The organism is Pseudomyxococcus flavus (assembly GCF_050038885.1).
Taxonomy (GTDB): domain Bacteria; phylum Myxococcota; class Myxococcia; order Myxococcales; family Myxococcaceae; genus Myxococcus; species Myxococcus flavus.
This window is the reverse complement of sequence record NZ_CP143624.1, coordinates 4,190,641-4,213,383: the sequence shown is the minus strand read 5'-3', so window position 1 is coordinate 4,213,383 and position 22,743 is coordinate 4,190,641. Positions and strand designations below refer to the sequence as shown.

Here is a 22,743-nt window from a genome sequence, read left to right as displayed (position 1 = left end):
TGCTCAGGTGCTCGTGCATCCGCGAAGGCAGAGCGTGCCGCGTGGCTTGAGGCGCCACGGCGTGGACGCGCGCTCCAGGTGCGCGCATCCGCGAAGGCAGGTGGCGTCAGGCGCCAGGGAAGGCACGGGGCACCGCATCCAGGCGGGCGTCGCCGTCAGGCTTCACGCCCGTTGCGCCAGGTCAGCCGATAGATGACATCCTCGTCGGTGAAGGCGCGGACCGTCACCTCCGCGTGGGTCGCTCCGACGGCGCGCAGGCCCGCCCGCAGCGCGCCCTGGGTGAAGTAGCGGATGTCTCCCGCTTCGTTCATCCACAGGTCCACCTCGTTGGGGGACACGTCGTCCATCCGCGTCTCCGTGTAGTTGTTCCCGGAGCGGAACATCTGCCGGGCGCGGCTCACGCAGCGGCGAGGCCCCAGCAACTGAATCACCCCGAAGGCGGCGCGGCCCAGCGCCGTCTCCCGGTACCCGTCCACCATGCGCTCGCCGAGCAGCGCATAGCCCACCTCGTCCGGCACGTCCGGGTGCAGCTCACGCGCGGCCACGCGCACCGCGGAGCACCACGTCTCGAAGCTGTAGGCCGGCTGAAGCTTGCGTTCGAGGTCCAAGCCCACCTCACGCAACCGCTCCCGGAGCACGGGGGTGACGCGAGCGCCCAGCCCTCGCAGGAACAGCCCCTCCAAGGTGTGCTCGAAGACGAGCTTCTCCGGCATGTTCAGCAGTGTACCCTGCCTCCGCTAGGATGTGCGGCGAGGGGGTAGGAATTCCATGGGTCTGCAACGAGAGCTGGCCATCCTGGCCATGAAGGCCACGCCGCTACCGGGGAAGAAGAACTTCCTGGAGGAGACGGGCATCACCACGCCCGTGCCCGCCATCCGGGGTTCGATTGGCGCGGTGGCGCACGAGCCCTTCATGGCCTTCGACACCAAGCGGCTGATGGATTTGCTGGTGGCCTTCACCATTGGCGACTTCTCGAACGGGGCCGGGTGCTCGGACTACTTCAACCCGCACAGCCCCTGGTACAACGTCTTCTACGGCGCCTATGGCGTGCGCTCGTACAAGCGCGATGGCAGCCCGTGGGGCTTCACGCGCGACGGCCGGCCGGACCTGGACGAGATGCTGGAGATTCCGCGGCTGGACTACAACTTCCTCACGGCCGGAGAGCTGGGCTGTCCCGCGTCGAAGATGTGCTTCGAGGTGCTGGACGTGCGGCAGGGCCGCGAGGGCCCGTGGCACGTGGCGGACGTGGGCTGCGTCATCCCCAGTGGCCTGCACCGGGTGCAGGACGCGCAGGCGCCGGACCTCACGTACTACGCCGTGTTCGGCGTCCCGGAGGAGGACTACCTCGCGGGAGGCCGGGAGAGCTACGAGCCGGTCCGCATGCGCGGGCGCATGTACTTCCGCCCCGTGGCCGAGCGCCTCACGCTCGTCTGGGGCGGCCTGTGCCCGGACACGCCGGACGGGCAGCGGCTGATGGCGACCATCGTGGACACGATGACGCCGCTGTACGCCGGACGCTGAAGCGGCGCCCCGGGCCCCGCACACACCGCCCCGGGCGCACGCGCCTCAGGCCGCCCGGCCGTGCTCTGCCTCTGGCAGCGGCGCGGCCGAGGCGCCTTCGTCCTGGGGACGGCGCTTGAAGCCCAGGCGCTCCATGCCCGCGAACACCACCGGCACCACCAGCAGCGTGAGGAAGGTGGAGGTGATGACGCCGCCAATCACGGAGATGGCCATGGGCGCGCGGAACTCCGAGCCCGTGCCCGTCCCCACCGCCGTGGGCACCATGGCGATGGCCATGGCCGCGCTCGTCATCAGGATGGGCCGCAGCCGGCGCGGCCCTGCCTTCAGCAGCGCCTGGTCCACCGTGTCTCCCTCGCGCAGGTTCTGCAGCGCGCCGTCGATGAGCAGAATCGCGTTCTTCGTCACCAGGCCCATCAGCAGGATGACGCCAATCATGGCGCCCATGGACAGGTGGAAGCCCGTCACCACCAGGCCCAGCAGCGCGCCCACCAGGGCCAGCGGCAGCGACACCATGATGGTGAGCGGGTGCTTGTACGACTCGAACTGGCTGGCGAGCACCATGTAGATGAAGACGAAGGCCAGGCCGAACGCCGCGCCAAAGGCTTCGTTCTGCGCGTCCATCTCCTTCATCTGCCCGTCGTAGACCAGGGCATATCCCGGCGGCAGCGGCTGGGCCGCCACGCGCGCCTTCAGCTCCCGGGCGATGTCACCCAGCGCCGCGCCGCGCCCCAGCTGCGAGTACACGGCAATCTGTCGCTCGCGGTTCTCATGCTCGATGAGGCTGGGGCCGTTCTTCCGCTCCACCCGGGCCAGGTCCGTGAGCGGGCGCAGGCCGCTGGGCGTGTAGACCTCCAGCTGGCGCACGCGCTCGGGCGTGGCGCGGTCCTTCTCCGACAGGCGCACGCGGATGTCCGTCTCGGTGGTGCCCTCGCGCAGCTTCGCCACCACGTCACCGCCAATGGCCAGCCGCAGCTGCGTGGCCAGGGCGCCGGCGTTCAGGTCCACGTCGCTGGCGCGCGCCCGGTCGATGAGCACCTGCAGCTCCGGCTTGGGGGGATTGGACTCCACCCGCACGTCCGCGGTGCCCGGCAGGTCACGGAGGATGCCCGCGACGCGCTCGGCCTCCGCGTTGACGCGCGTCAGGTCCGGCCCGGTGATGCGCACCATGATGGGGTAGTAGTCGCCCAGGCCCTCCAGGATGGGCGGGTCGCTGAGGTTCACCCGCGTCCCCACCAGCCCCGGCTCCAGCAGCGCGCGCGCCTCCTCCTTCAGCACCGGGATGCCCTTGGCGCGCGCGTCCTTGCCCACCGTCAGCACGCGCATGCGCGACTTGTTCACGTCGCCGTCCTTGCCGACGATGGAGTAGATGTCCGTCACCTCCGGAATCTGGCGCAGCAGCGCCTCGGCCTCGGCGGTGCGGGCCTCCGTCTCCCGGAGGCTGGCCGAGTCCGGCAGCGTCAGGTCCACGAAGAACTGCGAGCGGTCCTCCGCGGGCATGAACTCCACGCCCAGCCGGCTGGCGCCCCCGAAGGACACCGCCAGCAGCAGCACGGTGAGCCCCATCGTCGTCCACTTGTGCGCCAGCACCCAGCGGAGGATGGACTCGTAGACGCGCTCGGTGCCGTCCAGGAAGCGGCGCAGCGCCGCGGCCACCGCGTTCTCCTTGCGGGCCTCACCCGGCACGCGCCGCTTCGCCAGTCGCGCCGACATCATGGGGTCCAGCGTGAAGGAGATGAACAGCGAGATGAGCACCGCCACGGAGATGGTGATGCCGAACTGCCGGAAGAACTGGCCGACGATGCCGGGCATGAAGGCCACCGGCACGAACACCGCCACCAGCGACAGCGTGGTGGCGAGCACCGCCAGGCCCACGTCCTTGGTACCGTTGGACGCGGCGCTCACCGGGTCCTCGCCCTTCTCCAGCCGGTGGGTGATGGCCTCACGCACCACCACCGCGTCGTCGATGAGCAGACCAATGGCCAGCGACAGGCCCAGCAGCGTCATCTGGTTGAGCGTGTAGTCCAGCACGTACATCACGAAGAAGGTGCCGATGACGGAGGTGGGCAGCGCCAGCGAGGAGATGAAGGTGCCGCGCACGTCCAGCAGGAAGACGAGGATGATGAGCACCGCCATGGCCCCGCCGAAGACGAGCGCCACCCAGACCTCGTGCGCGTTCTCCCGGATGAGGTCCGACTGATCGATGAGCAGCGTGGCCTGGAAGCCATGCCCCACCACCGTCCCCATCTGCGCCATCACCTGCTGCACGGCCTCGCTCACGGACACGGTGTTGGAGCCCGGCTGCTTGACGATTTCCAGGATGATGGCGTCCTGACCGTTGAGGCGCGCCAGGGTGCGCCGCTCGGCCACGCCGTCCGTCACGGAGGCGATTTCCTCCAGGCGCACCTGGGCGCCCGTGGCGCTCCGGGCCACGGGCAGGCGGCGAAGCTCATCCACGTTCTGGAACTGGCCCAGCGAGCGCACCGTCATCTCGGAGGCACCCAGCTGCAGCCGGCCCGCGGGCAGGTCCAGGTTCTCGGACGCCACGCGCTGGGCGATGCCCAGCGGGGACACGCCCGCCGCGCGGGCCCTGTCCAGGTCGATGTCGATCTGCACCTCGCGCGTGTCGCCGCCGGTGACGCGCACCTCGGCGGCGCCTTCCAGCTGCGCGAGCGCCGGCTTGATGCGGTCATCGATGAGCCGGCGAAGCTCCTGCGAGGGCAGGTCCGCGGAGACGGCATAGGTGAGGATGGGCGTGGCGCCCAGGTCCACGCGGCCGATGACGGGCGCATCCGCGTCCTGGGGCAGGCGGCTGGCGATGCCGGCGACCTTGTCGCGCACGTCCTGCACTGCCCGGTCCAGGGGGGCGGTCAGCTTGAACTGCACCACCACGATGCCCACGTTCTCGCGGCTGAAGGAGTGGATGTTGTCCACGCCGCTGATGCCGGCGACGGCGTCCTCGATGGGCTTGACGACCTGCGTTTCGATTTCGCCCGGCCCCGCGCCCTTGTAGACGGTGTTGATGACCACCACCGGGAAGGACACGTCCGGGTACAGGTCGGTGCCCAGCCTGCCCAGGCCCATGAGGCCCAGCACGACGAGGCACAGCGACAGCATGGCGGTGAAGACCGGCCTGCGGATGGAGACGTCGCTGAGAAGCATTGGAGGAGCTCCCTACTTCACGGTGACGCGGGTTCCCTGCGACAGACCCGGTGTGGGGTGGTCGACGACGGTGTCGAGCGGCGAGGCGGCCAGCACCACCACCTCGTCGGGCTCACGCCGCTCCAGCACCTGCACATCCACGCGGCGCACCTGACCGGACGTCACCACCCAGACGTGGTCCCCATCGAGGGCCGACACCGCGGAGCCCGGGAGCACCTGCGCGTCACGAGCCTCCCCCAGGGAGAGGACCGCGCGCGCCAGCGTGTGCGCCACGAAGCGGCCATCCGCGTTGGGGACGGCCAGCTCCACCGGGACGCGGCGCGTGGCCGGGTCCGCGGACGGGAGGATGGTGCGCACCACCGCCTCCTCCGTGGACACCGGCGCGCCCACCGACTCGACGCGCACCTTCGTGCCGGGCACGAGCTGCGAGCGCAGCGACTCCGAGACGGTCGTCTTCAATGTCAGCGTGTCCAGGCGCTCCAGCTTGAACAGCGGCGTGCCCGGCGCCACCGTCGCGCCCGTCTGCTCCGGCACGTCGATGAGGGTGCCGTCGAAGGGTGCCCGCAGGTCGTGCCGGCGCCGGGACGCGCGCGCCTGGGCGAGCTGCGCCTTGGCGGCCATCCACTGCGCCTGGGCCTGCGCGGCCTGGGCGGCGGAGGTGCGGTGCTGCAGGTCGCTCACCCCGCCCTGCTGCTGGAGCGTCTGGTTCCGCGCGGCCACGTCGGCGGCCATGGTGTGGGCGGCCTCCGCCGCGGCCACGGCCGCCTCGGCCTGGGCCACCTGCGCGTCGGCAATCTCCGGGTCGAGCTGCGCCAGCACGTCGCCCTTCTTCACCGCCTGCCCCTTCGTCACCCTTACAGCCGCGAGCCGCCCCCCCACCTCGAAGCCCACCATCAGCCCCTGGGCGGGAAACAGGGTGCCCGTCACCGATTCGGTCGGCGCGGCCTGCACGGTGCGCGCGGAGACGACCTTCACCACGGGCGGCGCCGCCTGCGCCGCGGCGGGAGCAGGCGGTGACGCCGAGGCATCCGCCTTCTCGCAGGCGGTCAGCGACAGCGCGGCGGTGGCCACACAGGTCGCGGCGAGCACGCGGACGACGGACGGCTTCCAGGTCGGTTTCACGAGCGTTTCCTCGGGGTGCGGCGAGTCTTCGCGACGGCGCGAGTCCGGCGCGTGGCGTTCTTCGACACGGTGCGAGGCTCACGCGTGGCAGGCGCTGGCGGAGCCGCGGAGAGATGCTGCGCTGGCAACGTGCCCTCCTGGCACAAGCGCTGGAGCGTGTGCGCCCACGCCATCAGGTCCGGCTTCTCCTCGAGCCGCGCCATCTGCGTGGAGAGCAGCAGGAAGGAACCAACGATGATGGAGGCGAAGATGTGGGGACTCATCGACGGGTCCGCCGCGCCGGCCTCCTGCAGCCGCTGGAAGTCCCGGGCGATGCGCTCCACCTGCGCGTCCGTCACGCGCCACAGCAGGGACTCGAACTCCGTGCCCTGGCTGCCGTGGGTGAGCACCAGGGACACGTCCCGGAACTGCCACACCCACTCCAGCGCCTCCAGGTCGTGCGCCGTCTCGAGCTGGAGGAACTGCTGGTAGCGCTCGCTGTGCTCGAACCGGTCCTTCGCCCCGGGGACACCCTGCTCCTGGAAGAAGCGCTCGATGCTGACCATGCGCTGCTCGTTCAGCGCGTCCAGGCCCGTCTGGAAGTCTCCCACCACTTCCCCGAACAGCGCCTCCTTCGAGGGGAAGTGCAGGTAGAAGGCGCCCTTGGACAGCCCGCACGCGGCGGTGATGTCCTCGATGCGCGCCCCCTTCAGCCCTCGGCGAACGAACTCCGCCCGGGCGGCTGCGACCAGGGCGCTGCGAGCATGGGGATCCGCGGGACGTGCCATGACGGCCGGATTCCTAACCCGCTGGTCAATTATGGCGCAAGGTTTCTGAACGCCGGGTCAGAAATCGCCCCGCCGCACGCGCTCCGCGCCCGGGCGGCGATGACTCACCCGCTCACGTGCGGGCCAGCGCGGTGCACAGCGGGCACGCGGCGGGCGTTTGGGGCATGTCGCGGAGGCACCCGCTCAGGTGCGGGCCAGCGCGGTGCACAGCGGGCACGCGGCGGGCGTTTGGGGCATGTCGCGGAGGCACCCGCTCAGGTGCGGGCCAGCGCGGTGCACAGCGGACGCGTGGAGCGTGCCGCGGAGGCACCCGCTCAGGTGCGGGCCAGCGCGGTGCACAGCGGGCACGCGGCGGGCGCATGGGGCGTGTCTCGGCGATGCAGGTCGAGCACGGCGCGGGAGATGTCCGCGAGCTCGCGGCGCACCTCGCGCCGTGCGCCCTTCACACGGGCGATGCGCATGTCGTCATAGCCCGTGGTCTGATGTCGCATCCAGGCGATGACGGCCGCCTCGGCCCGGCGCTCCAAGGGGATGCGCTCGGTACGCGCCACCGTGCCGCTGCCCACGGGCGTGGCATGGACGGAGACGAGCACGGCGAGGCGCTTGGCGTGAGGCAGCCACGCCGGAGAGAAGGCGAGGAAGCGCAGCACGGCGTTGGCGAAGTCGACCTCGTAGGCTGCCTGCTCGCGGGCGCGGCGCTCGCGGCCGGCGGCCAGCTTCTTCTCGTAGGCCGGCGTGGCGCGCTCGGCCTCGAGGGCGGCCCGGGCCTGGACGATGTGCGCCTCGGGCGCCCACACCCCGCGCGAGAACAGCTTGCGGCCCACCTTCTCCACCACCGTCCACGACGGGCCCGCCGCCTTCACGCGGCGGGTGAGCCCGGCGTCTCCCGGGGGCAGCAAGGCCCAGCCGTCCGGAACGGTGAGGACGCGGCCGTCAGGCGCGCGCACGCGGCGGGGGTCCGAGGTCGGCGCGAAGGTCAGGGATTCAGGCATGGCGATGTCCGATGTCGGGGGGCGGCCACATAACGCAGCCAGCGTCAGTCAGGGAAGCACGGGGGCGTCCAACCCTGCTAAATGGCGGCCTCGCGCCCGGTGTTCATGGGCGCGGGAGGTCCTCCAAGCGTGGGAAGTGCCGGCATGTCCCTCCTCAGACTCACGTTCCTCGGAACTTCCGCCGCGCAGCCCACGCTGCACCGGAACCTGTCCGGACTGGCGGTGAAGGCGCACGCGGACCTGCTGCTCTTCGACTGCGGTGAGGGCAGCCAGCGACAGATGGTGCGCTACGGCACCGGCTTCACCGTGGACGCGGTGTTCTTCACGCACTTCCACGCGGACCACTACCTGGGAATCATCGGCTTTTTGCGCACGCTGGGGATGATGGGGCGCTCCGAGCCCATCCGCCTGTACGGTCCGCCCTCCGCGAAGCGCCTGCTCCACCAGGCCGTGCACCTGGGCGTGGAGTCCATGTCCTTCCCGGTGGAAATCCACGAACTGAAGGACGGTGACGTGGTGCCGCGCAACGGCTACGCGGTCCACGCGGTGGGCGTGGACCACCGCATCAACGCGCTGGGCTACGCGCTGGTGGAGGACGACCGGCCCGGGCGCTTCAACCTGAACATGGCGCGCGCGCTGGGCGTGCCGGAGGGCCCCAGCTTCGGCAAGCTCCAGAAGGGCGAGCCGGTGACGCTGGAGGACGGGCGGACGGTGAAGCCGGAGGAGGTGCTCGGCGCGCCGCGCCCCGGGCGCCGGCTGGTCATCTCCGGGGACACGCGCCCGTGCCCGTCGGTGGTGCGGGCCGCGAAGGACGCGGACCTGCTGGTCCACGAGTCCACCTTCTCCGATGACGAACAGGAGCGGGCCATGGAGACCCGGCACTCCACCGCGCGGGAGGCGGCGCGCGTGGCGCGGGAGGCGGGCGCACGGCGGCTGGTGCTCACCCACCTCTCCAGCCGGCACGACACCGACCCCTCGAAGCTCCTCGCACAGGCGCGCGAGGAGTACCAGGGGCCGGTGGACGTGGCCTTCGACGGGTTCACCGTCGAGCTGCCACTGCGAGACTGAGGCTACTGAATCTTCGCGGCCTCGGCCTGCAGGGCGGCAGCGGACTCGGCGTCGACGCGCTGGACCAGCTCCCACTCCAACTGCTCGTCGCGGGTGATGTTGCCGCCGTCGGCGCGCACCGCGGGCTCGGTGACTTCACGCGCGCGGCCGGAGGTGTTGGCGGCGCCCGCGGACTCCGTGACGAGCTGGCGGGTGAACTCCACCGAGCACTGGCCCGGGCCCTTCTCGATGCCGCGCACCAGGTAGCGCACCTGGGTGGTGCCCAGCGACGATGGCGCGCCCTGCATCAGCCACTCGGTGGTGGCCTCGTAGCCGCTCTGGCCCGCCTTGAAGGAGTAGCCCTTCTCCTTCAGCAGGGCGAGGGCCTGCGGGTACACCTCCGCCACCGGCTTGCGGTAGACGTGGTTGCGGGCCTTCTCCAGCAGGAAGGCCTCGCGGCGGCGGCCAGCGCAGCCAGCAGTGGTGAGGGACAGCGCGGCGACCACGAGGAGCGCGGCGGCGCCGCGCGACAGCATCGACAGGTTCATTTCTCAAGACTCCACGGGAGTGTGAGGCGACCAACCATCCCTCAACCCTCTTCCCGCCGCCAAGCCCCCCAGGGGATGGTTGTCGTACGCAAGCATCCCACCCGCTCCGTCCGTACGAGCCCGCCCATGCGTCGGGCGCTACACATCCGGACGCGGTCCCCCGACGTCCTCCGGAGGGGATGCACATGATGGGGCTCCGACATGATTCCCATCAGCGACGACAACCCCACCCTCCGGACTCCTGTTGTCACCTACCTGCTGCTCGGCACCATCGGCTTCGTGTGGGTCTTCATCCAGGGCGCGGGCCTGGACGCCTACCGACTGGCGGCGAGCGTCTGCAACCTGGGCATGGTGCCCGGTGAGCTGACGGGCAAGGCGGCGCTCGGCGCGTTCGTCCCCCTGGGGGACGGGCTGGCGTGTGTGGTGGACAACGAGTCCATCAATCTACTCACGCCCATCACATCCATGTTCCTGCACGGCGGCTGGGGACACCTGCTGGGCAACTGCCTCTTCTTCTGGGTCTTCGGCAACAACGTCGAGGACAGCATGGGCCGCCTGCGCTTCGTGGTGTTCTACCTGCTGTGCGGACTGGCCGCGGCGGCGGCGCACCTGCTGGTGGACCCGGGCTCGCCCGTCCCCACCGTGGGCGCGTCCGGCGCCATCTCCGGTGTCATGGGCGCCTACCTGCTGCTCTATCCACGGGTGCGGGTGAACATGCTGTTCATCATCGTCATCTTCATCCGCGTCTTCCCCGTGCCCGCCTGGGCGGTGCTGCTGTGGTGGTTCGGCGTGCAGCTCTTCAGCGGGCTGCCCCAGCTCAACACCGTGAGCGCGGAGGCGACGGGCGGCGTCGCCTTCTGGGCCCATATCGGCGGCTTCGTGGCGGGCATGGCGCTCATCAAGCTGTTCCAGAACCCGCGCTATACGAACCAGCGCACCTCGCTGCGGCACCGACTCCATCCCAACCATCCCTGAGCAGGTCAAAGCTCACCCAGGAAAGCCCTGGCAATTTTTGCATCCGTGAATTGCCAGACATCGCGCGTCGCTGCGTATCCAGGCCGTTGGGGCCAAACACCAGAGGGTAGCGCAGATGCGGAATGGCAAGATGAAGCGACAGGCGCTGGGTTTGACGATGGGCACGATGCTCGTGCTCTCGGGTTGCGGCGTGGAGGAGATGGCGCCGATGGAGCAGGCCGAGGCGCCCGAGCAGACGGCAGCGGCGGCGGTGGACACGGTGGATGCGAAGCCCGTGGACATCATCGCCATGGAGAAGCAGTTGAAGGAAGCCAGCCTGGCGCCGCCCGCCCAGTGCAACGACCCGATCTGTGAGGGCGGCGGTGGCGGCGGCGAGCCGGATCCGAACTGGCCCTACTACACGCTGTTCTGGAAGGCGAACCTGCTGTCCCTGCGCTGCATCACCGTGTCGGACATGGATGGCAAAGACGAGGCGTGGCTGGAGGCGGAAGTCACCGGCGACCATCAGTCCGAGGTCATCTGGAACGACGATTACATGACGCCGGACAAGCTGGTGGAGTGGAGCCCGCTGAATTCCTATCCGCCGCCGCTGTACTTCACGACGAACACGGTGGGCGCGGGCGGCAAGCTGGTGGCGCTCTGGGACCGGAGCGAGCACATCTTCGACCTGGAGGAGCAGATTGGCTGGACCACGCTGCGTGGCCAGACGGGCACCTTCACCACGGTGCTGGAGGGCCACGGCGGCAAGTACGAGCTGAAGTACGAGGTGGAGTCCACGGGCTGCTCGCCGCGCACGCTGCCCTGCCCCACCAACCTGTAGTGCCTCGCGCGTAGCGTCGTGGGCGCGCCCCACCTCCGTGACAGTCACGTGAGGTGGGGCCGCCAAGGCTTGGCCTCCTCTTCCGGGTGCGCCAGAGTGTCGCGCCGGCCCGCGCCAGGGATTGGCGCGGGCTCCCAGACAGGTGCCAGACATGACGCTGCGACGACTCGGTGGTGGATTGCTCGGGGCGGTACTCCTTCTGACAAGCCTGGCGGGCTGCGCCCGGCGCGTGCCGCCCGTGGATGACGGCCCGGTCCCCGTTCCGGAGCCCACCGCCACCACGACGGTCTACGTGGCCCAGCGCATCCGGACGCTGGACCCGGCGAAGCCCCAGGTGCAGGCGCTCGCGGTGAAGGACGGCAAGGTGCTGGCCACCGGCACGAAGGACGAGGTGCTCGCCGCCGCGGGCAAGGACGCGCGCGTGGTGGAGCTGGGCAGCGCCACGGTGGTGCCCGGCCTCACCGACGCGCACGGCCACCTGGCGGGGCTGGGCCAGGGACTGGTGACGGTGGACCTCCAGGGCGTGGACACGAAGGCCGAGGCGCTGGAGCGGCTCGCCTCCGCGCCGTCGTCGGCGTTCCGGGGCGACTGGCTGCTGGGCCGGGGCTGGGACCAGAACGACTGGCCGGAGAAGACCTTCCCGTCGCGCGCGGACCTGGATGCGCGCTTCCCCACGCGGCCGGTGGCCCTGAGCCGCGTGGACGGGCACGCGCTGTGGGTCAACGGTGAGGCGCTGCGGCGCGCGGGCATCACCCGCGACACGAAGGACCCGACCGGAGGCCGCATCCTCCGGGGGGAAGGCGGCGAGCCCACCGGCATCCTGGTGGACAACGCCATGACGCTGATTGAGGCGGTGCTGCCACCGGCCACGGACGCGCAGCACGCGGCGCAGTTGACGGCGGCGCTCAACCACAGCGCGCAGGTGGGACTCACGGGCGTGCATGACGCGGGCATGGACCTGCGCACCTTCCGCCTGCTCCAGCGACTGGACAAGGAAGGCAAGCTGCCGCTGCGCGTCTACGCCATGGCGGATGGGCAGACGGGTGACCGGGAGACGTACCTGAAGGACGGCCCCTATGAGGGGAAGATGCTCACGATGCGCGCGGTGAAGCTCACCCTGGACGGCGCGCTGGGCAGCCGCGGCGCGGCGCTGCACCAGGACTACAGCGACGAGCCCGGCCACCGCGGCCTGCTCTTGCTGACGCCCGAGGAGTACGAGGCGCGCGTGCGCGCCTTCATGGCGCGGGGCTTCCAGGTGTGCACGCACGCCATTGGCGACCGGGCCAACACGGTGGTGCTGGACGTGCTCACGCGCGCCGCCAAGGCCACCGGCACGCAGCAGTCCGGCCGGCACCGCGTGGAGCACGCGCAAATCATGCGCCTGGAGGACATCGACCGGCTGGGCACGAGCGGCTTCATCGCCAGCGTGCAGCCCACGCACGCCACCAGCGACATGCCGTGGGCCGAGACGCGCGTGGGGCCGGAGCGCATCCGCGGGGCCTATGCCTGGCAGCGGCTGAAGGCGTCCGGCGCGGTGCTGGCGCTGGGCAGCGACTTCCCGGTGGAGCGCCCGGACGTGCTGGCCGGCCTGTACGCGGCGCGCACGCGCCAGGACGCGCGCGGCCTGCCGGAGGGGGGCTGGTACGGAGAGCAGCGGCTGAGCGGGCAGGAGGCGCTGGAGGGCTTCACCGTGGGCGCGGCGCACGCGTCCTTCGCTGAAGGGCGGCGCGGGCGGCTCCAGCCCGGCATGGACGCGGACTTCGTGGCGCTGTCGGTGGACCCCGTGGACGCGCCCGCCTCCGAGCTCCTCGGCGCCCAGGTGCGGCTGACGGTGGTCGCGGGTGTCGAGGTGTTCCGGGCATTCCAGCGTTGATCGGCTCGGCTGGGAATTGGCGCAGGCTTGTATTTCCGCCGTGTCGCGGAGTGCTCTAGCATACGGCTTTGCCGCAACCCTCCTGTGAGCCAAGACCGGCTCACAGGCTGGAGCGGGGGGTATCGCAAGCGTGACAGCCTCATTGTCCGGAGTGCATTACAAGGGCTTCACCGTCCAGAACCTGCTGGCCTACGTCCACGAGCGCTTCGGCGAGGACACCGCGCGCACGGCCGTGGAGTCGCTGAGTCCCGAGCTGCAGCCGCACGCGGACCCGCGCACGACGCTGGCGGTGGGCTGGGTGCCGGTGGAGACGTACTTCGGCATCATCCAGCACGTGGTGGACCGGCACTTCGACGGCAAGCCGGAGGGGGCCCAGACGGTGGGCTACGAAGTCACCCTGCGGGACATCCACTCCATCTTCAAGATGGTGCTGCGCTTCACCACGCCCGCCATGGTGCTGGGGATGGCGCGGCGCATGTGGCGCTCCTACTGCGACCAGGGCGAGCTGCTGCACCAGGAGGAGAACGGCACCGGCATGTTGCTGCTGCGCCAGTTCACCTACCTGACGCCCGTCACCGTCCATGAGATGGCGGGCGGCTTCAAGGCGTACCTGGAGTGCTCCAGCGCGAAGAACCCGCGCGTGGAGGTCATGGAGCCGGACAAGGACGGGACGCTGCGCTGGCGCATCGTCTCCGGGTAGCGCGGCCGCCCGGGCACCCCGGGCGGCTTGCCTCTACTACAGGTCCGCGGTGTAGCTGAGCCCCTGGATGCGGCGGTTCAGCGCCTTCTGCGCCTCCTGCCGCTGCTTGGCCAGCTTCTCGAGCTCGCTGGCGATGGCCTCCAGCCGGTCCTCCTGCTCGTTGAGCTTGGCGACGAAGCGCTCGGCCAGCTCGCGCTGCGACGCGCCGCTCTTCAGCGATTCGATGTTGGAGCGGATGCGCTCCTGGTCCCGGAAGAGCTGGTTGCGCTCCTCCAGCAGCCGCTGCTCCTCCTTCGCCAGCGCGTCCACGTGCTCACGCTGCGCGACGACCTCCTTCAGCAGCGCCGCCATCTTCTCGTCGATGAAGCGCTGCGACACGAAGTAGGAGACCTCATCCAGCCCCATGCTGGAGACCAGGTACTGCCGCTGCCCGCGCGTGCGCTCGGTGACGGTCAGCGTGTCCTGCGCCCCCGCGGCCAGCTCCCGCTTGAAGCGCCAGAAGCCCTCCGTCGTCTCCGCGGGCTCCGGCGCGTCCTTCGCCAGCTCCCAGCCGTTGCGCGGGTGCTCCACGTACAGCACCTGCGCCCGCTGCGCCTTGTTGCGCGCCAGGTACGTCGTGCGCCGCAGGTGGAAGTACTCCGCCATCAACATGCCGGCGTTCACCACCACCCGGACCACCGGCCCGTCCTCCACGCGGTCCTCGATGGACACCACGCAGCCCAGCTCCACCGCGTAGGGCACGAAGCGCCGGTCTCCAGGCTTCATCGTGTCCAGCATCGCCTCGCCCACGTAGCGCTCGTCCTCCGACACCGTCACCGGGCCGCCCTCCAGCGTCAGGCCCGTGGTGTTCTTCAGCTCGATGCACGCCATGGGGTTCTTCTCGCGCGTGGCCCGGTTGTAGAGGAGCACCCGCCGGCCCTCGAAGGGCTTGTGGAGGATGGGCACCAGCGCGCTCTGGTTGCGGTGCACCGTCACCGGCCGATCCACCTCGTACTCGAAGAGGTCGCCGACCTCCTTGGTGAGCGTCGTCACCGCGCGCTGCTCCATCGCCTCGCGCAGCTTCGGCCCTCCGCCACCGGGCCCGGCCACCGCCACTGGCATCGGCATCCGCTTCTCCATCCGGCCACGGCGCGGCGCGGCCGTGGCGGGCGCGGCGGGCATCGCGGACATCATCGGCGCGGCGGCCATGTCCAGCACCTTCTCGAGGTCCTCGCCGCCCCCGAAGCTCTCCTCCGGAATCACCGGCGCGGCGGCGGCCTCCGTCTTCACCTCCACCACCGGCCGCTTCATGTAGCGAGGGTTGTAGAGGTCATGCACGAAGGACACGGGCAGGCCGGCGATGAGCGACAGCCCCACGTCCACCCAGTCCTCGTCCCCCGTGTTGTCCACCAGCGCCCAGCCCTGGAGCAGCGGCGGCTCGCCCTCGTCCAGGAGGATGCGGTAGCTCGTCTTCCACACCGGCGACTCCACCACGTAGCTGACGAACAGCTCGCGCTCGCCCTGGCCCGAGGTGAGGATGGCCATCCGCTTGGAGTCCTTCTTGTATGAGGACAGCACCGTGGCCAGGTAGAACTCCAAATCCTTACGCACCGCCTCGTCCAGGAACTCCAGCTCGGAGACGTCCAGGATGTCGAAGGTGCGCAGCGAGGCGCCCACCAGCAGCGACAGGAACGGGCGCATCACGCTCGTCTCGCCCGCAGCCACCGCCAGCGAGTCCAGGCCGATGATGGAGCCCTCCACCTGCGCGCCGCCCACCCGCACGCGCACGCGCGCGCCCTTGATTTGCCCCAGCAGCGCCGTGAGGCTGCCGTCCTCGGGGATGCGGATGGTGGCCTCCGCCAGGAGCTGCTCCAGCGGCTTGGTGGAGTCGTAGCTCACCGCCGACACCGAGCCGCCCGACAAATCCAGCACCGTCAGCGACTTCAGCACGTCGTTCATGTCGCGCGCCTTGAAGTCCAGGTGGAGCGTGTCGTTGCCCCGCACCTTCCCCCGGCGCTCGAAGTAGCCGACACCATGCTTGTAGAGGACGACGCGGCGGATGGGCAGGTTCGTGGTCATGGGACGCGGAACTCCGGGAAGTTGGGGATGGCCAGGGCCCCGGTGTATCAAGCTCCGGCAGGGGTGATGCAATGCCCCCACTGTCGAGGTTGCCCGCATGCGAAAGCCCGTCGCCTCCGCCCTGTCCCGCTCCGCACTGCTGTGCGCGGCCCTGGCCCTCGGCTCGGGTTGCAAGAGCGTGGAGCCCCACACCGTGCCCCCGGACGACACGGCCACGCCGCCGGATGTTTCCCCCCAGGAGCCCGTGACGGAGACGAGAGCACAGGCAGAGGCGGAGACGCCAACGCGGCGCGGCGACTCCCCCTGGCTGCGGGCGCGCGTGGGCGACCGGGTGGCGTACGCATTCTCCGCCAACCGCAAGCCCATGGGTCGGCAGCAGCCGGGCACCGTGCCCGCATCCGCGGTGGCCGGATTGGTGGCGCTGGAGGTCGTGGCGGTGGAGCTGCCCTGGGTCTGGGTGAGCCTCTCCTTCACCGAAGATGGCGGCGCGCCGTCGCGGCAGCCGATGCTGGCGCGGCCGCTGGTGGTGCCCATGCGGGCAGATGAGTCGCGCGCGCTGGACGTCGAGCGCAAGGGCACGCAGAGCACCGAGCAGCTCACCGCCGCGGGCCGCCACTGGGAGGCGACGCGCTACCTCCACGACCAGCGGATGGTGGACGGCCCTCTGGAGAACCGCCTCTACGCGGTGAAGCCGGGCCCGCTGTACCTCACCAACGGACTGCTCGACGCGAGCACCACGCTGTCGGGCTTCGGCATGGGCGGCGGCTCACAGCTCACCCTGGTGGAAGCGCGCCAGGGCCAGGAGGGTGGCTCCGGCGTGCCGCCCACGCTCACCCGCCCCTGGGGGCCGGGCACCTGGTTCGACATGCGGATGGAATCGGAGGGCACGACGTCGGTGCTGCGCACCTGCCAGGCCGCCGAGCGGGGCTTCATCCTGCGCCAGCAGGTGACGCCCCCCACGCCGGGCGCGGCGTGCCCGGACTTCGCCCAGGCGGAAGCCATGCCGCTGGAGGAGGCGGTGCTCGCGCGCATCTGGGAGTCCCTGGACGCGCGCCAATGGCCGCCCTCCCTCGAGGGCGCCGCCCCAGCGAAGCGCCAGACGGTGACGGTGGGCGCGCACCGGATTCCGGCGCTCCAGTTCGAGACGGCGCAGCCCCAGGCGAACAACGTCCGCGTCCAGGCCTACGCCGCCGACCCCTGGGAGGACGCGCTGAACGGGCTGGCCCATGAGGCCCGCTTCCAGCCGCTGCTCGATCGCGTCACACCGGACGGCGGTGGCACGCAGCTGACGGACTGGGGCGTGTGGATACCGGGCGTCACGCCGTAGGGCCATGCCCGCCACCTGGGGCTCGCAGGGATGCCGCGGGCCCCGCAGGTGGCCATACCCGTCATGGTTATTAGCCGGCGACGGAGACCTTCACCTCGATGTTGCCGCGCGTGGCCTTCGAGTACGGGCACGCCTGGTGGGCCGCCTCCATGAGCTTCTGGGCCTCGTCGTTCGGGAGGCCCGGGAGGATGCCCTGGAGCTCCACCGCGAGCCCGAAGCCGCCATCCGGCGTCTTGCCGATGGTGACGGTGGCGCGCACGCCCGCGTCGTTGCCCAGGTTCTTTCCCTGCGCGCGAGCCACCATCCGCAGCGCGCTCTCGAAGCAGGCGGAGTAGCCCGCCGCGAAGAGCTGCTCGGGGTTGGTGACGGCGCCGCCGGCGCCCCCGAGTTCCTTGGGCATGGCCAGGGGCAGGTCCAGGACGCCGTCCTCGGACTTCACGCGACCGTTGCGGCCTCCGTGGGTGGTGGCGGTGGTGCTGTACAGCGGGGTGATGGCGATGGGAGCCATGGCGTTCTCCTTGAGCGCTACTTCGAGGAATCAACGTGGGACTGCGACAGCACTTCGAAAAGCCGCATGACGTCGCGGCGCAGGCGGGTCGCCTCCTCCAGCGTCAGCCCCAGCTTGCAGGCCATCGCCTCGGGAATGGACGAGGCCTTGCGACGCAGGGCTCGCCCTTCGGACGTCAGGTAGATGTGCACCGAGCGCGCGTCCTCCGCGCTCCGCTCCCGCCGGACCAGGCCCTGGGACTCCATCCGCTTCAGGAGCGGCGTGAGCGTCCCCGAGTCCAGGTACAGCCGCTCCCCCATCCCCTTCACCGTCTCCCCATCCGTCTCCCACAGCACCAGCAACACCAGGTACTGCGGGTACGTCAGGCCCAGCCGCGACAGCAGCGGCGCATACGCCTGCGTCATCGCCCGGGCCGCCGCGTAGAGCGGGAAGCAGATTTGACGGTCCAGGCGGAGCGAATCATCCAGCGACATGGGAGGTAAGTAGGGCACAAATAAATTGTGCGCAATCAAATCGGACACGAAAAAGCTCCCGGCGCGTGGGCACCGGGAGCTTCTGGACACTTCAGGTCAGGACCGGCTCAGCGACCGGCGACCGTGGTGTCGTCCTCGAGCGTGGCCTTGGCGGCGGCGACGGCGGCCTCGATGTCCAGCTTGCCGCTGGTGCTCACCTTGCCCTTGAGGTCGGGGTCCACCTCCACCGTCTTCACCAGCAGGTCACGCACCTGCGCGGCCGTCAGGTTCGGGTTGGCGGCGAACATCAGCGCCGCGGCGCCCGCCACCGTCGGGGTGGCCATGGAGGTGCCGCTCATCTCCTCCCAGCCGCCGCCCGGGACGGTGCTCAGCACGTCCTCACCCACCGCGGCCAGCTCCACCACCTTGTCGCCGTAGGACGAGAAGTCCGCGAGCTTGTCGTTGTTCTTGTCCATCGACGCCACGGTGATGACGTTGGGCAGGTCGATGTTGGCCGGCATGTCCGCCACGTTGTTCAGGTTGCTGCCGTAGCCGTTCGCCGTGGCCGCGACGAGGAGGATGTCCGCGTCGGCCAGCTTCTGCACCGCGGCCGTCCAGCGCTCCACGTCGGCCGGGTTGCGGTACTCGTTGCCGAAGCTGGCGTTGACGGCGCGGATGTTCACGCCGTGCTCGGTCTTCATCTTCACCATGTAGTCGACGCCGCGCTCGAAGTTCGTGAGCAGGTCGGCGCCGTTGTACAGGCCGCCCAGGCTCATGATCTTCGCCTTGCCCGCGGCGACGCCGGTGTTGCCCTCGCCGTTGTCCTCGGCGGCGATGATGCCGGCCACGTGCGTGCCGTGGTCCGTGCCGCTGCCGCGCAGCACGTCGCCGCTGTTGTAGCCGACGTTGTAGCCGTAGATGTCGTCCTTGACGCCGTTGCCGTCGTTGTCGATGCCGTCACCCGCGACTTCGCCCGGGTTGACCCACATCGCGTCGTCCAGGTCGGAGTGCTTGAAGTCCACGCCGCCGTCGAAGACGGCGATGACCGGAGGGCCGGAGAGCGGCGGCTTCGGCTCCTCGACGGGGCCCGTGCCCGTCGTCTGCCCGGTGGCGTCCAGGCTCCAGCTCTTCAGCGTGCCCGTGTCGCGGCGCGCCTTGTCCTCGACGGAGAGCGTCCAGGTGCCCTTGGTGGACTCGCCCTTGAAGGCGCTCAGGTCGAAGCTGCCCTGGATGTTGTCCGCGCTGCCGCCCGTGCGGTTGTGGAGGGTCTCCGTCTTGCCGGAGGGGCTGGTCAGCTTGACGACCAGGTCACCCTTGTAGGTGTGCGCCAGGTCCAGGTTCAGCTTCAGCGAGTCCAGCTTCACGTCCTGGTCGAAGGACACGGTGGACGTCGTCGTCTGGAGGTCGTTCACCTTCGCGTTGGGCGTGGCGGACGCCGTCAGCGTGACGGGCGCGCGGGCCGCGCTCTCCGCGAAGGGCCGGACGGCGACGTGGCCGGAGCCGAAGGTGAAGGCCGTGGCCGGCAGCGCCGACGGGGTGCCCGGGGGCAGACCCGTGGGGCGGTCCACGAAGTTGCCCTTGGGACGGTCCACGAAGTTGGAGCCCCGCGCGCCACCGGCGGGGGCCGAGTCGAAGCCATCCTTCGCCGTCTGGGCGGGCGCCTTCTCCACGGGCTTGGCCGCGGCGGCCGGCTTGGCCGTGTCAGCAGGGCGGGAGGACTGCGACACGGGCGACTTCGGCTTGCGAGAGATTTCCATGGTGGGGGTGCTCCGTGGGGGGCAGAAAAAAGCGCCGATAAACAATTGTCGCATCGTGTCGGACAAAGTTTCCAGTGAGCCCCCAGAAGCCGCGGTTGCGACATCCTGGCCCCCTGCGTCGTGCTACATGCCGGCTCGCGGCGGGCGCCCGGTGGGCGGGCCGAGAGAGGACGGGAGCACAGGATGCCAAGGACGGTCACCGCCACGCGCTACGTGACGCCCCTGCGAGAGGGGGGCTCGCTGCCCGCCATCATCGAGGCGGACGACGCGGGCCTCTATGTCGTGAAGTTCCGGGGCGCGGGCCAGGGCGCCAAGGCGCTCATCGCCGAGCTCATCGCCGGGGAGCTGGCGCGGGAGCTGGGACTGCGAGTACCAGAGCTCGTACTGGTGGAGTTGGACCCGGCCCTGGGGCGCAACGAGCCGGACTCCGAGATTCGCGAGCTGCTCAAGGCCAGCGCGGGCCTCAACCTGGCCCTGGACTACCTGCCGGCGTCGGTGACGTTCGACCCGGTGGCGGACCCGGCGCCCGAGGCGGCGGTGGCATCCGGCATCGTCGCCTTCGACGCCTACATCACCAACGTGGACCGCACGCCACGCAACCCCAACATGCTGACCTGGCACCGGAACCTGTGGCTCATCGACCACGGGGCATCGCTGTACTTCCACCACGCGTGGGATGACTGGGAGGCGCGCAGCCAGAGCCGCTTCGCGCCCATCAAGGACCACGTGCTGCTGCCGTGGGCCACGGCGCTGACAGAGGCCGGCGGGCAGCTGGGCGCGCGTTTCACCCGGGAGGTGGTGGAGCGCATCGTGGGCGCGATTCCAGAAGCGTGGCTCACGAGCACGGAGTCCCCCTTCCCCACCGCCGAGGCCCACCGCGCGGCCTATGTCACCTGGCTGATGCGCCGGCTGGAAGCGGTGCCCGCGTTCATCGAGGAGGCGGACCGTGCCCGCGCCCAGCTCGTTTGATTACGCCATCATCCGCGTGGTGCCGCGGGTGGAGCGCGAGGAGTTCATCAACGCGGGCGTCGTGCTCTTCTGCGCCACCCAGCGCTTCCTGGGTGTGCGCGTGGAGCCGGACGCGGCGCGCCTGAAGGCCCTGTGGCCCGACGTGGACGTGGAGACGGTGCGCGGCCACCTGGAGAGCTTCCGCCGCGTGTGCGAGGGCGGGAAGGGCTCGGGGCCCATTGGCCGCCTGTCGCAGAAGGAGCGCTGGCACTGGGTGGTGGCGCCGCGCAGCACCATCATCCAGACAGGGCCTGTGCACTCCGGCCTGTGCACCGAGCCCCAGGCGGCGCTGGAGCACCTGCTGGACACCGTGGTGCGGATGAAGCGGGCTACTCCTGCACCCGGCGGCCCGTGAAGCGGATGGCCGACGCGCACCCGGTGGCCACCACCGTCCCCCGGATGGTGTCGCGCTCGACATGCTCGTTGCGCACCCAGAGGGTGCCTCGGATGTCGCCGCCCAGCTTCCTGGTGTCGATGGCGATGCGGAACGCGTGCTCGTTCCCCAGGGGGGACAACACGTGCTCAGGGGCCAGCTGCGTGTGGATGTGCAGGAAGTAGTAGCCGCCCTCCACGCCCTCCGAGCCCATGAGGACATCCGGTGCATCATCACCATTGATGACGTAGGCGTTGTTCGGCGTCTGGAAGTCGATGTCGGGAAGCTCGAGGGACATCGAGTCCATCTCCCCTTTTCGAAATACCCAGCGCTGCTGCGCCTCGAGGCCGACCGCGGGCCCCTGGACCGGCACGACGAACTCGGAGCACTCGGTCGGGACGTCGCCCAGGTTCGCCGCATCCAGGGTTACATCGTAGACGTATGTGTCGTCCTCGCCGCATCCCGTGAGCGCCACCGCAATGGCGGTCATCAAGCCCCAATTCGTTCCGCGTCTGTGCATTGCCTCTCTTCTCCAGGAGAAAGACGGTTGCGCGGCGGATGAGACCACATCCGGAAGGGGACCGGGCCCTCTCTTGCTCACCTTCCTTCATGGCGGCCGGGCAGCCAGGCCCCTGGAGTGTCGGGCGCCTGACGCAGCCGCAGGCCGGTGCGGCTGGCGGTTAGTAGTTTCCTCCCAAGCCCATTGGAGGGGGCCGTCGCACTGCCCATGAGTCCATCCCCGCTGCGAATCGTCACCTACAACGTCCGCTACTTCGGCCACATGCTCCGTGGCCTGGCGAGCACGGTGGGCCCCAAGCGACGGGTCGCCGCGGCACTGGCGTCGCTGGACCCGCTGCCGGATGTCGTCTGCCTGCAGGAGGTGGAGACGTCCTCGCTGCGCAGCAACATCGCCGACCGGCCCAAGACGCCGGGCGAGACCCAGCTCACCGCCTTCATGGGGCGGATGGTGGAGACGTTCGACATGCTCGGACGCGAGATGCCCTACGAGGCGTTCTACTTCCGCGCCCACCGCTACAAGCTGGGTGAGCTGTCGCTCTACACCACCGGGCTCGCCGTGCTGGTGAACACGCGCAGGCTCGAGGTGGCCACCCACAATGTGGACGCGCCCCAGGCCATCACCCACCACCACGTCCAGCGGCTCAAGGACCGGAAGCAGAGCCGCATCTGCGCGCACATGCGCCTGCTGCGGCGCGAGGACAGGCACCCCTTCCACATCTTCAACACCCACCTCAGCCTGCCCACGCCCTTCGCCCGCGAGTTCTGGGCCACGCGAGACAAGATGGGCTGCGGCATCAATCAACTCCACGAGGCGCGCAAGCTGACGGAGTTCATGCAGACGCTCAGCGGTGACGAGCCCTACATCGTGTGCGGCGACTTCAACTCGCCGCCCGCGTCACCGGTGTTCCGCTACCTCACCACGGACGGCCACCTCACCTGTGCCCAGGCCGCCGTGGGCCAGATTGACCCGAACCTGTCGCGCGGCTTCCCCACCGCTGGCTTCATGCACATGCGCATGCACCTGGACCACGTGTTCTCCGGGGCCGGGGTGCGCTGGCTCGACACGCAGGAGACGGCGCCCTTCGGCGACCCCCGGAGCCGCTTCCACGGACTGTCCGACCACATGCCCATCATCGCGCGCTTCGCGCTGGATGGCGCCCGGCCCCTCATCACCCCGCCACCGGGCCTGGGCGGCCCCGTGCTGTCGCCGTAGCCGT

The 22,743-nt window shown here is 70.3% G+C and carries 21 protein-coding genes; 10 read left to right on the top strand and 11 right to left on the bottom strand.

Annotation, left to right across the window (positions count from 1 at the left end; genetic code table 11):
* Positions 1-155: 155 nt before the first annotated feature.
* Positions 156-713: a DUF2378 family protein gene (locus tag VZL07_RS17700; RefSeq protein WP_426756731.1), complete on the bottom strand. Its 558-nt coding sequence runs from the start codon at positions 711-713 to the stop codon at positions 156-158.
* Between the two features lie 55 nt (positions 714-768).
* Here VZL07_RS17700 and VZL07_RS17695 point away from each other — a divergent pair, with 55 nt between their 5' ends.
* Positions 769-1,521, top strand: coding sequence for a hypothetical protein (locus VZL07_RS17695; RefSeq protein ID WP_426756730.1), 753 nt, complete (start codon positions 769-771; stop codon positions 1,519-1,521).
* Between the two features lie 45 nt (positions 1,522-1,566).
* Here VZL07_RS17695 and VZL07_RS17690 read toward each other — a convergent pair whose 3' ends face one another.
* From VZL07_RS17690 to VZL07_RS17675, 4 genes are all read right to left on the bottom strand, one after another.
* Positions 1,567-4,680, bottom strand: coding sequence for an efflux RND transporter permease subunit (locus tag VZL07_RS17690; protein ID WP_426756729.1), 3,114 nt, complete (start codon positions 4,678-4,680; stop codon positions 1,567-1,569).
* Between the two features lie 12 nt (positions 4,681-4,692).
* Complete coding sequence (locus VZL07_RS17685) at positions 4,693-5,802, bottom strand: efflux RND transporter periplasmic adaptor subunit (RefSeq protein WP_426756728.1); 1,110 nt, start codon at positions 5,800-5,802, stop codon at positions 4,693-4,695.
* Positions 5,799-6,569, bottom strand: coding sequence for a helix-turn-helix domain-containing protein (locus VZL07_RS17680; protein ID WP_426756727.1), 771 nt, complete (start codon positions 6,567-6,569; stop codon positions 5,799-5,801). The genes VZL07_RS17685 and VZL07_RS17680 overlap by 4 nt, the downstream gene beginning before the upstream one ends.
* A gap of 314 nt (positions 6,570-6,883) precedes the next feature.
* Positions 6,884-7,561: a DUF2293 domain-containing protein gene (locus tag VZL07_RS17675; protein WP_426756726.1), complete on the bottom strand. Its 678-nt coding sequence runs from the start codon at positions 7,559-7,561 to the stop codon at positions 6,884-6,886.
* A 144-nt stretch (positions 7,562-7,705) separates the two neighbouring features.
* Between VZL07_RS17675 and rnz the strand changes: the two genes are divergently transcribed.
* Positions 7,706-8,629, top strand: coding sequence for a ribonuclease Z (gene rnz / locus VZL07_RS17670; protein ID WP_426756725.1), 924 nt, complete (start codon positions 7,706-7,708; stop codon positions 8,627-8,629).
* Positions 8,630-8,631: 2 nt separating this feature from the next.
* Here rnz and VZL07_RS17665 read toward each other — a convergent pair whose 3' ends face one another.
* Positions 8,632-9,156 (bottom strand): hypothetical protein, encoded by a 525-nt coding sequence (locus VZL07_RS17665; protein ID WP_426756724.1) that lies wholly within the window; start codon positions 9,154-9,156, stop codon positions 8,632-8,634.
* Between the two features lie 201 nt (positions 9,157-9,357).
* Between VZL07_RS17665 and VZL07_RS17660 the strand changes: the two genes are divergently transcribed.
* The 4 genes from VZL07_RS17660 to VZL07_RS17645 all read left to right on the top strand — a co-directional run bounded on the left by VZL07_RS17660 (position 9,358) and on the right by VZL07_RS17645 (position 13,524).
* Complete coding sequence (locus VZL07_RS17660; protein WP_426756723.1) at positions 9,358-10,131, top strand: rhomboid family intramembrane serine protease; 774 nt, start codon at positions 9,358-9,360, stop codon at positions 10,129-10,131.
* Positions 10,132-10,261: 130 nt separating this feature from the next.
* Positions 10,262-10,951 carry a hypothetical protein gene (locus tag VZL07_RS17655; protein ID WP_426756722.1) on the top strand — a complete coding sequence of 230 codons (690 nt, stop codon included), beginning with the start codon at positions 10,262-10,264 and terminating at the stop codon, positions 10,949-10,951.
* A 151-nt stretch (positions 10,952-11,102) separates the two neighbouring features.
* Positions 11,103-12,824 carry an amidohydrolase gene (locus tag VZL07_RS17650; RefSeq protein WP_426756721.1) on the top strand — a complete coding sequence of 574 codons (1,722 nt, stop codon included), beginning with the start codon at positions 11,103-11,105 and terminating at the stop codon, positions 12,822-12,824.
* 151 nt (positions 12,825-12,975) lie between these two features.
* A complete protein-coding gene (locus tag VZL07_RS17645) occupies positions 12,976-13,524 on the top strand; it encodes a hypothetical protein (RefSeq protein WP_426757310.1) in 549 nt (182 codons plus the stop codon).
* A gap of 36 nt (positions 13,525-13,560) precedes the next feature.
* Here the strand turns inward: VZL07_RS17645 and VZL07_RS17640 are convergent, their stop codons facing one another.
* Positions 13,561-15,582, bottom strand: coding sequence for a hypothetical protein (locus tag VZL07_RS17640; RefSeq protein WP_426756720.1), 2,022 nt, complete (start codon positions 15,580-15,582; stop codon positions 13,561-13,563).
* Between the two features lie 97 nt (positions 15,583-15,679).
* On the opposite strand from VZL07_RS17640, the gene VZL07_RS17635 reads away from it, so the two are divergent.
* Positions 15,680-16,909, top strand: coding sequence for a DUF6068 family protein (locus VZL07_RS17635; protein WP_426756719.1), 1,230 nt, complete (start codon positions 15,680-15,682; stop codon positions 16,907-16,909).
* Positions 16,910-16,979: 70 nt separating this feature from the next.
* Here VZL07_RS17635 and VZL07_RS17630 read toward each other — a convergent pair whose 3' ends face one another.
* The 3 genes from VZL07_RS17630 to VZL07_RS17620 all read right to left on the bottom strand — a co-directional run bounded on the left by VZL07_RS17630 (position 16,980) and on the right by VZL07_RS17620 (position 19,626).
* Positions 16,980-17,417 (bottom strand): organic hydroperoxide resistance protein, encoded by a 438-nt coding sequence (locus tag VZL07_RS17630; protein WP_426756718.1) that lies wholly within the window; start codon positions 17,415-17,417, stop codon positions 16,980-16,982.
* Between the two features lie 17 nt (positions 17,418-17,434).
* Positions 17,435-17,890, bottom strand: coding sequence for a MarR family winged helix-turn-helix transcriptional regulator (locus VZL07_RS17625; RefSeq protein ID WP_426756717.1), 456 nt, complete (start codon positions 17,888-17,890; stop codon positions 17,435-17,437).
* 107 nt (positions 17,891-17,997) lie between these two features.
* Positions 17,998-19,626, bottom strand: coding sequence for a S8 family serine peptidase (locus VZL07_RS17620; RefSeq protein WP_426756716.1), 1,629 nt, complete (start codon positions 19,624-19,626; stop codon positions 17,998-18,000).
* A gap of 183 nt (positions 19,627-19,809) precedes the next feature.
* On the opposite strand from VZL07_RS17620, the gene VZL07_RS17615 reads away from it, so the two are divergent.
* Together VZL07_RS17615 and VZL07_RS17610 are read left to right on the top strand one after the other, a co-directional pair.
* Complete coding sequence (locus tag VZL07_RS17615) at positions 19,810-20,595, top strand: HipA family kinase (RefSeq protein WP_426756715.1); 786 nt, start codon at positions 19,810-19,812, stop codon at positions 20,593-20,595.
* Complete coding sequence (locus VZL07_RS17610) at positions 20,573-20,989, top strand: DUF3037 domain-containing protein (protein ID WP_426756714.1); 417 nt, start codon at positions 20,573-20,575, stop codon at positions 20,987-20,989. The genes VZL07_RS17615 and VZL07_RS17610 overlap by 23 nt, the downstream gene beginning before the upstream one ends.
* Here VZL07_RS17610 and VZL07_RS17605 read toward each other — a convergent pair.
* Positions 20,964-21,497 carry a hypothetical protein gene (locus VZL07_RS17605; protein WP_426757309.1) on the bottom strand — a complete coding sequence of 178 codons (534 nt, stop codon included), beginning with the start codon at positions 21,495-21,497 and terminating at the stop codon, positions 20,964-20,966. The two genes, VZL07_RS17610 and VZL07_RS17605, sit on opposite strands and share 26 nt — an antisense overlap.
* 237 nt (positions 21,498-21,734) lie before the next feature.
* Between VZL07_RS17605 and VZL07_RS17600 the strand changes: the two genes are divergently transcribed.
* On the top strand, positions 21,735-22,739 hold the full coding sequence (locus VZL07_RS17600) for an endonuclease/exonuclease/phosphatase family protein (protein WP_426756713.1): 1,005 nt from the start codon (positions 21,735-21,737) through the stop codon (positions 22,737-22,739).
* Positions 22,740-22,743: the final 4 nt, after the last annotated feature.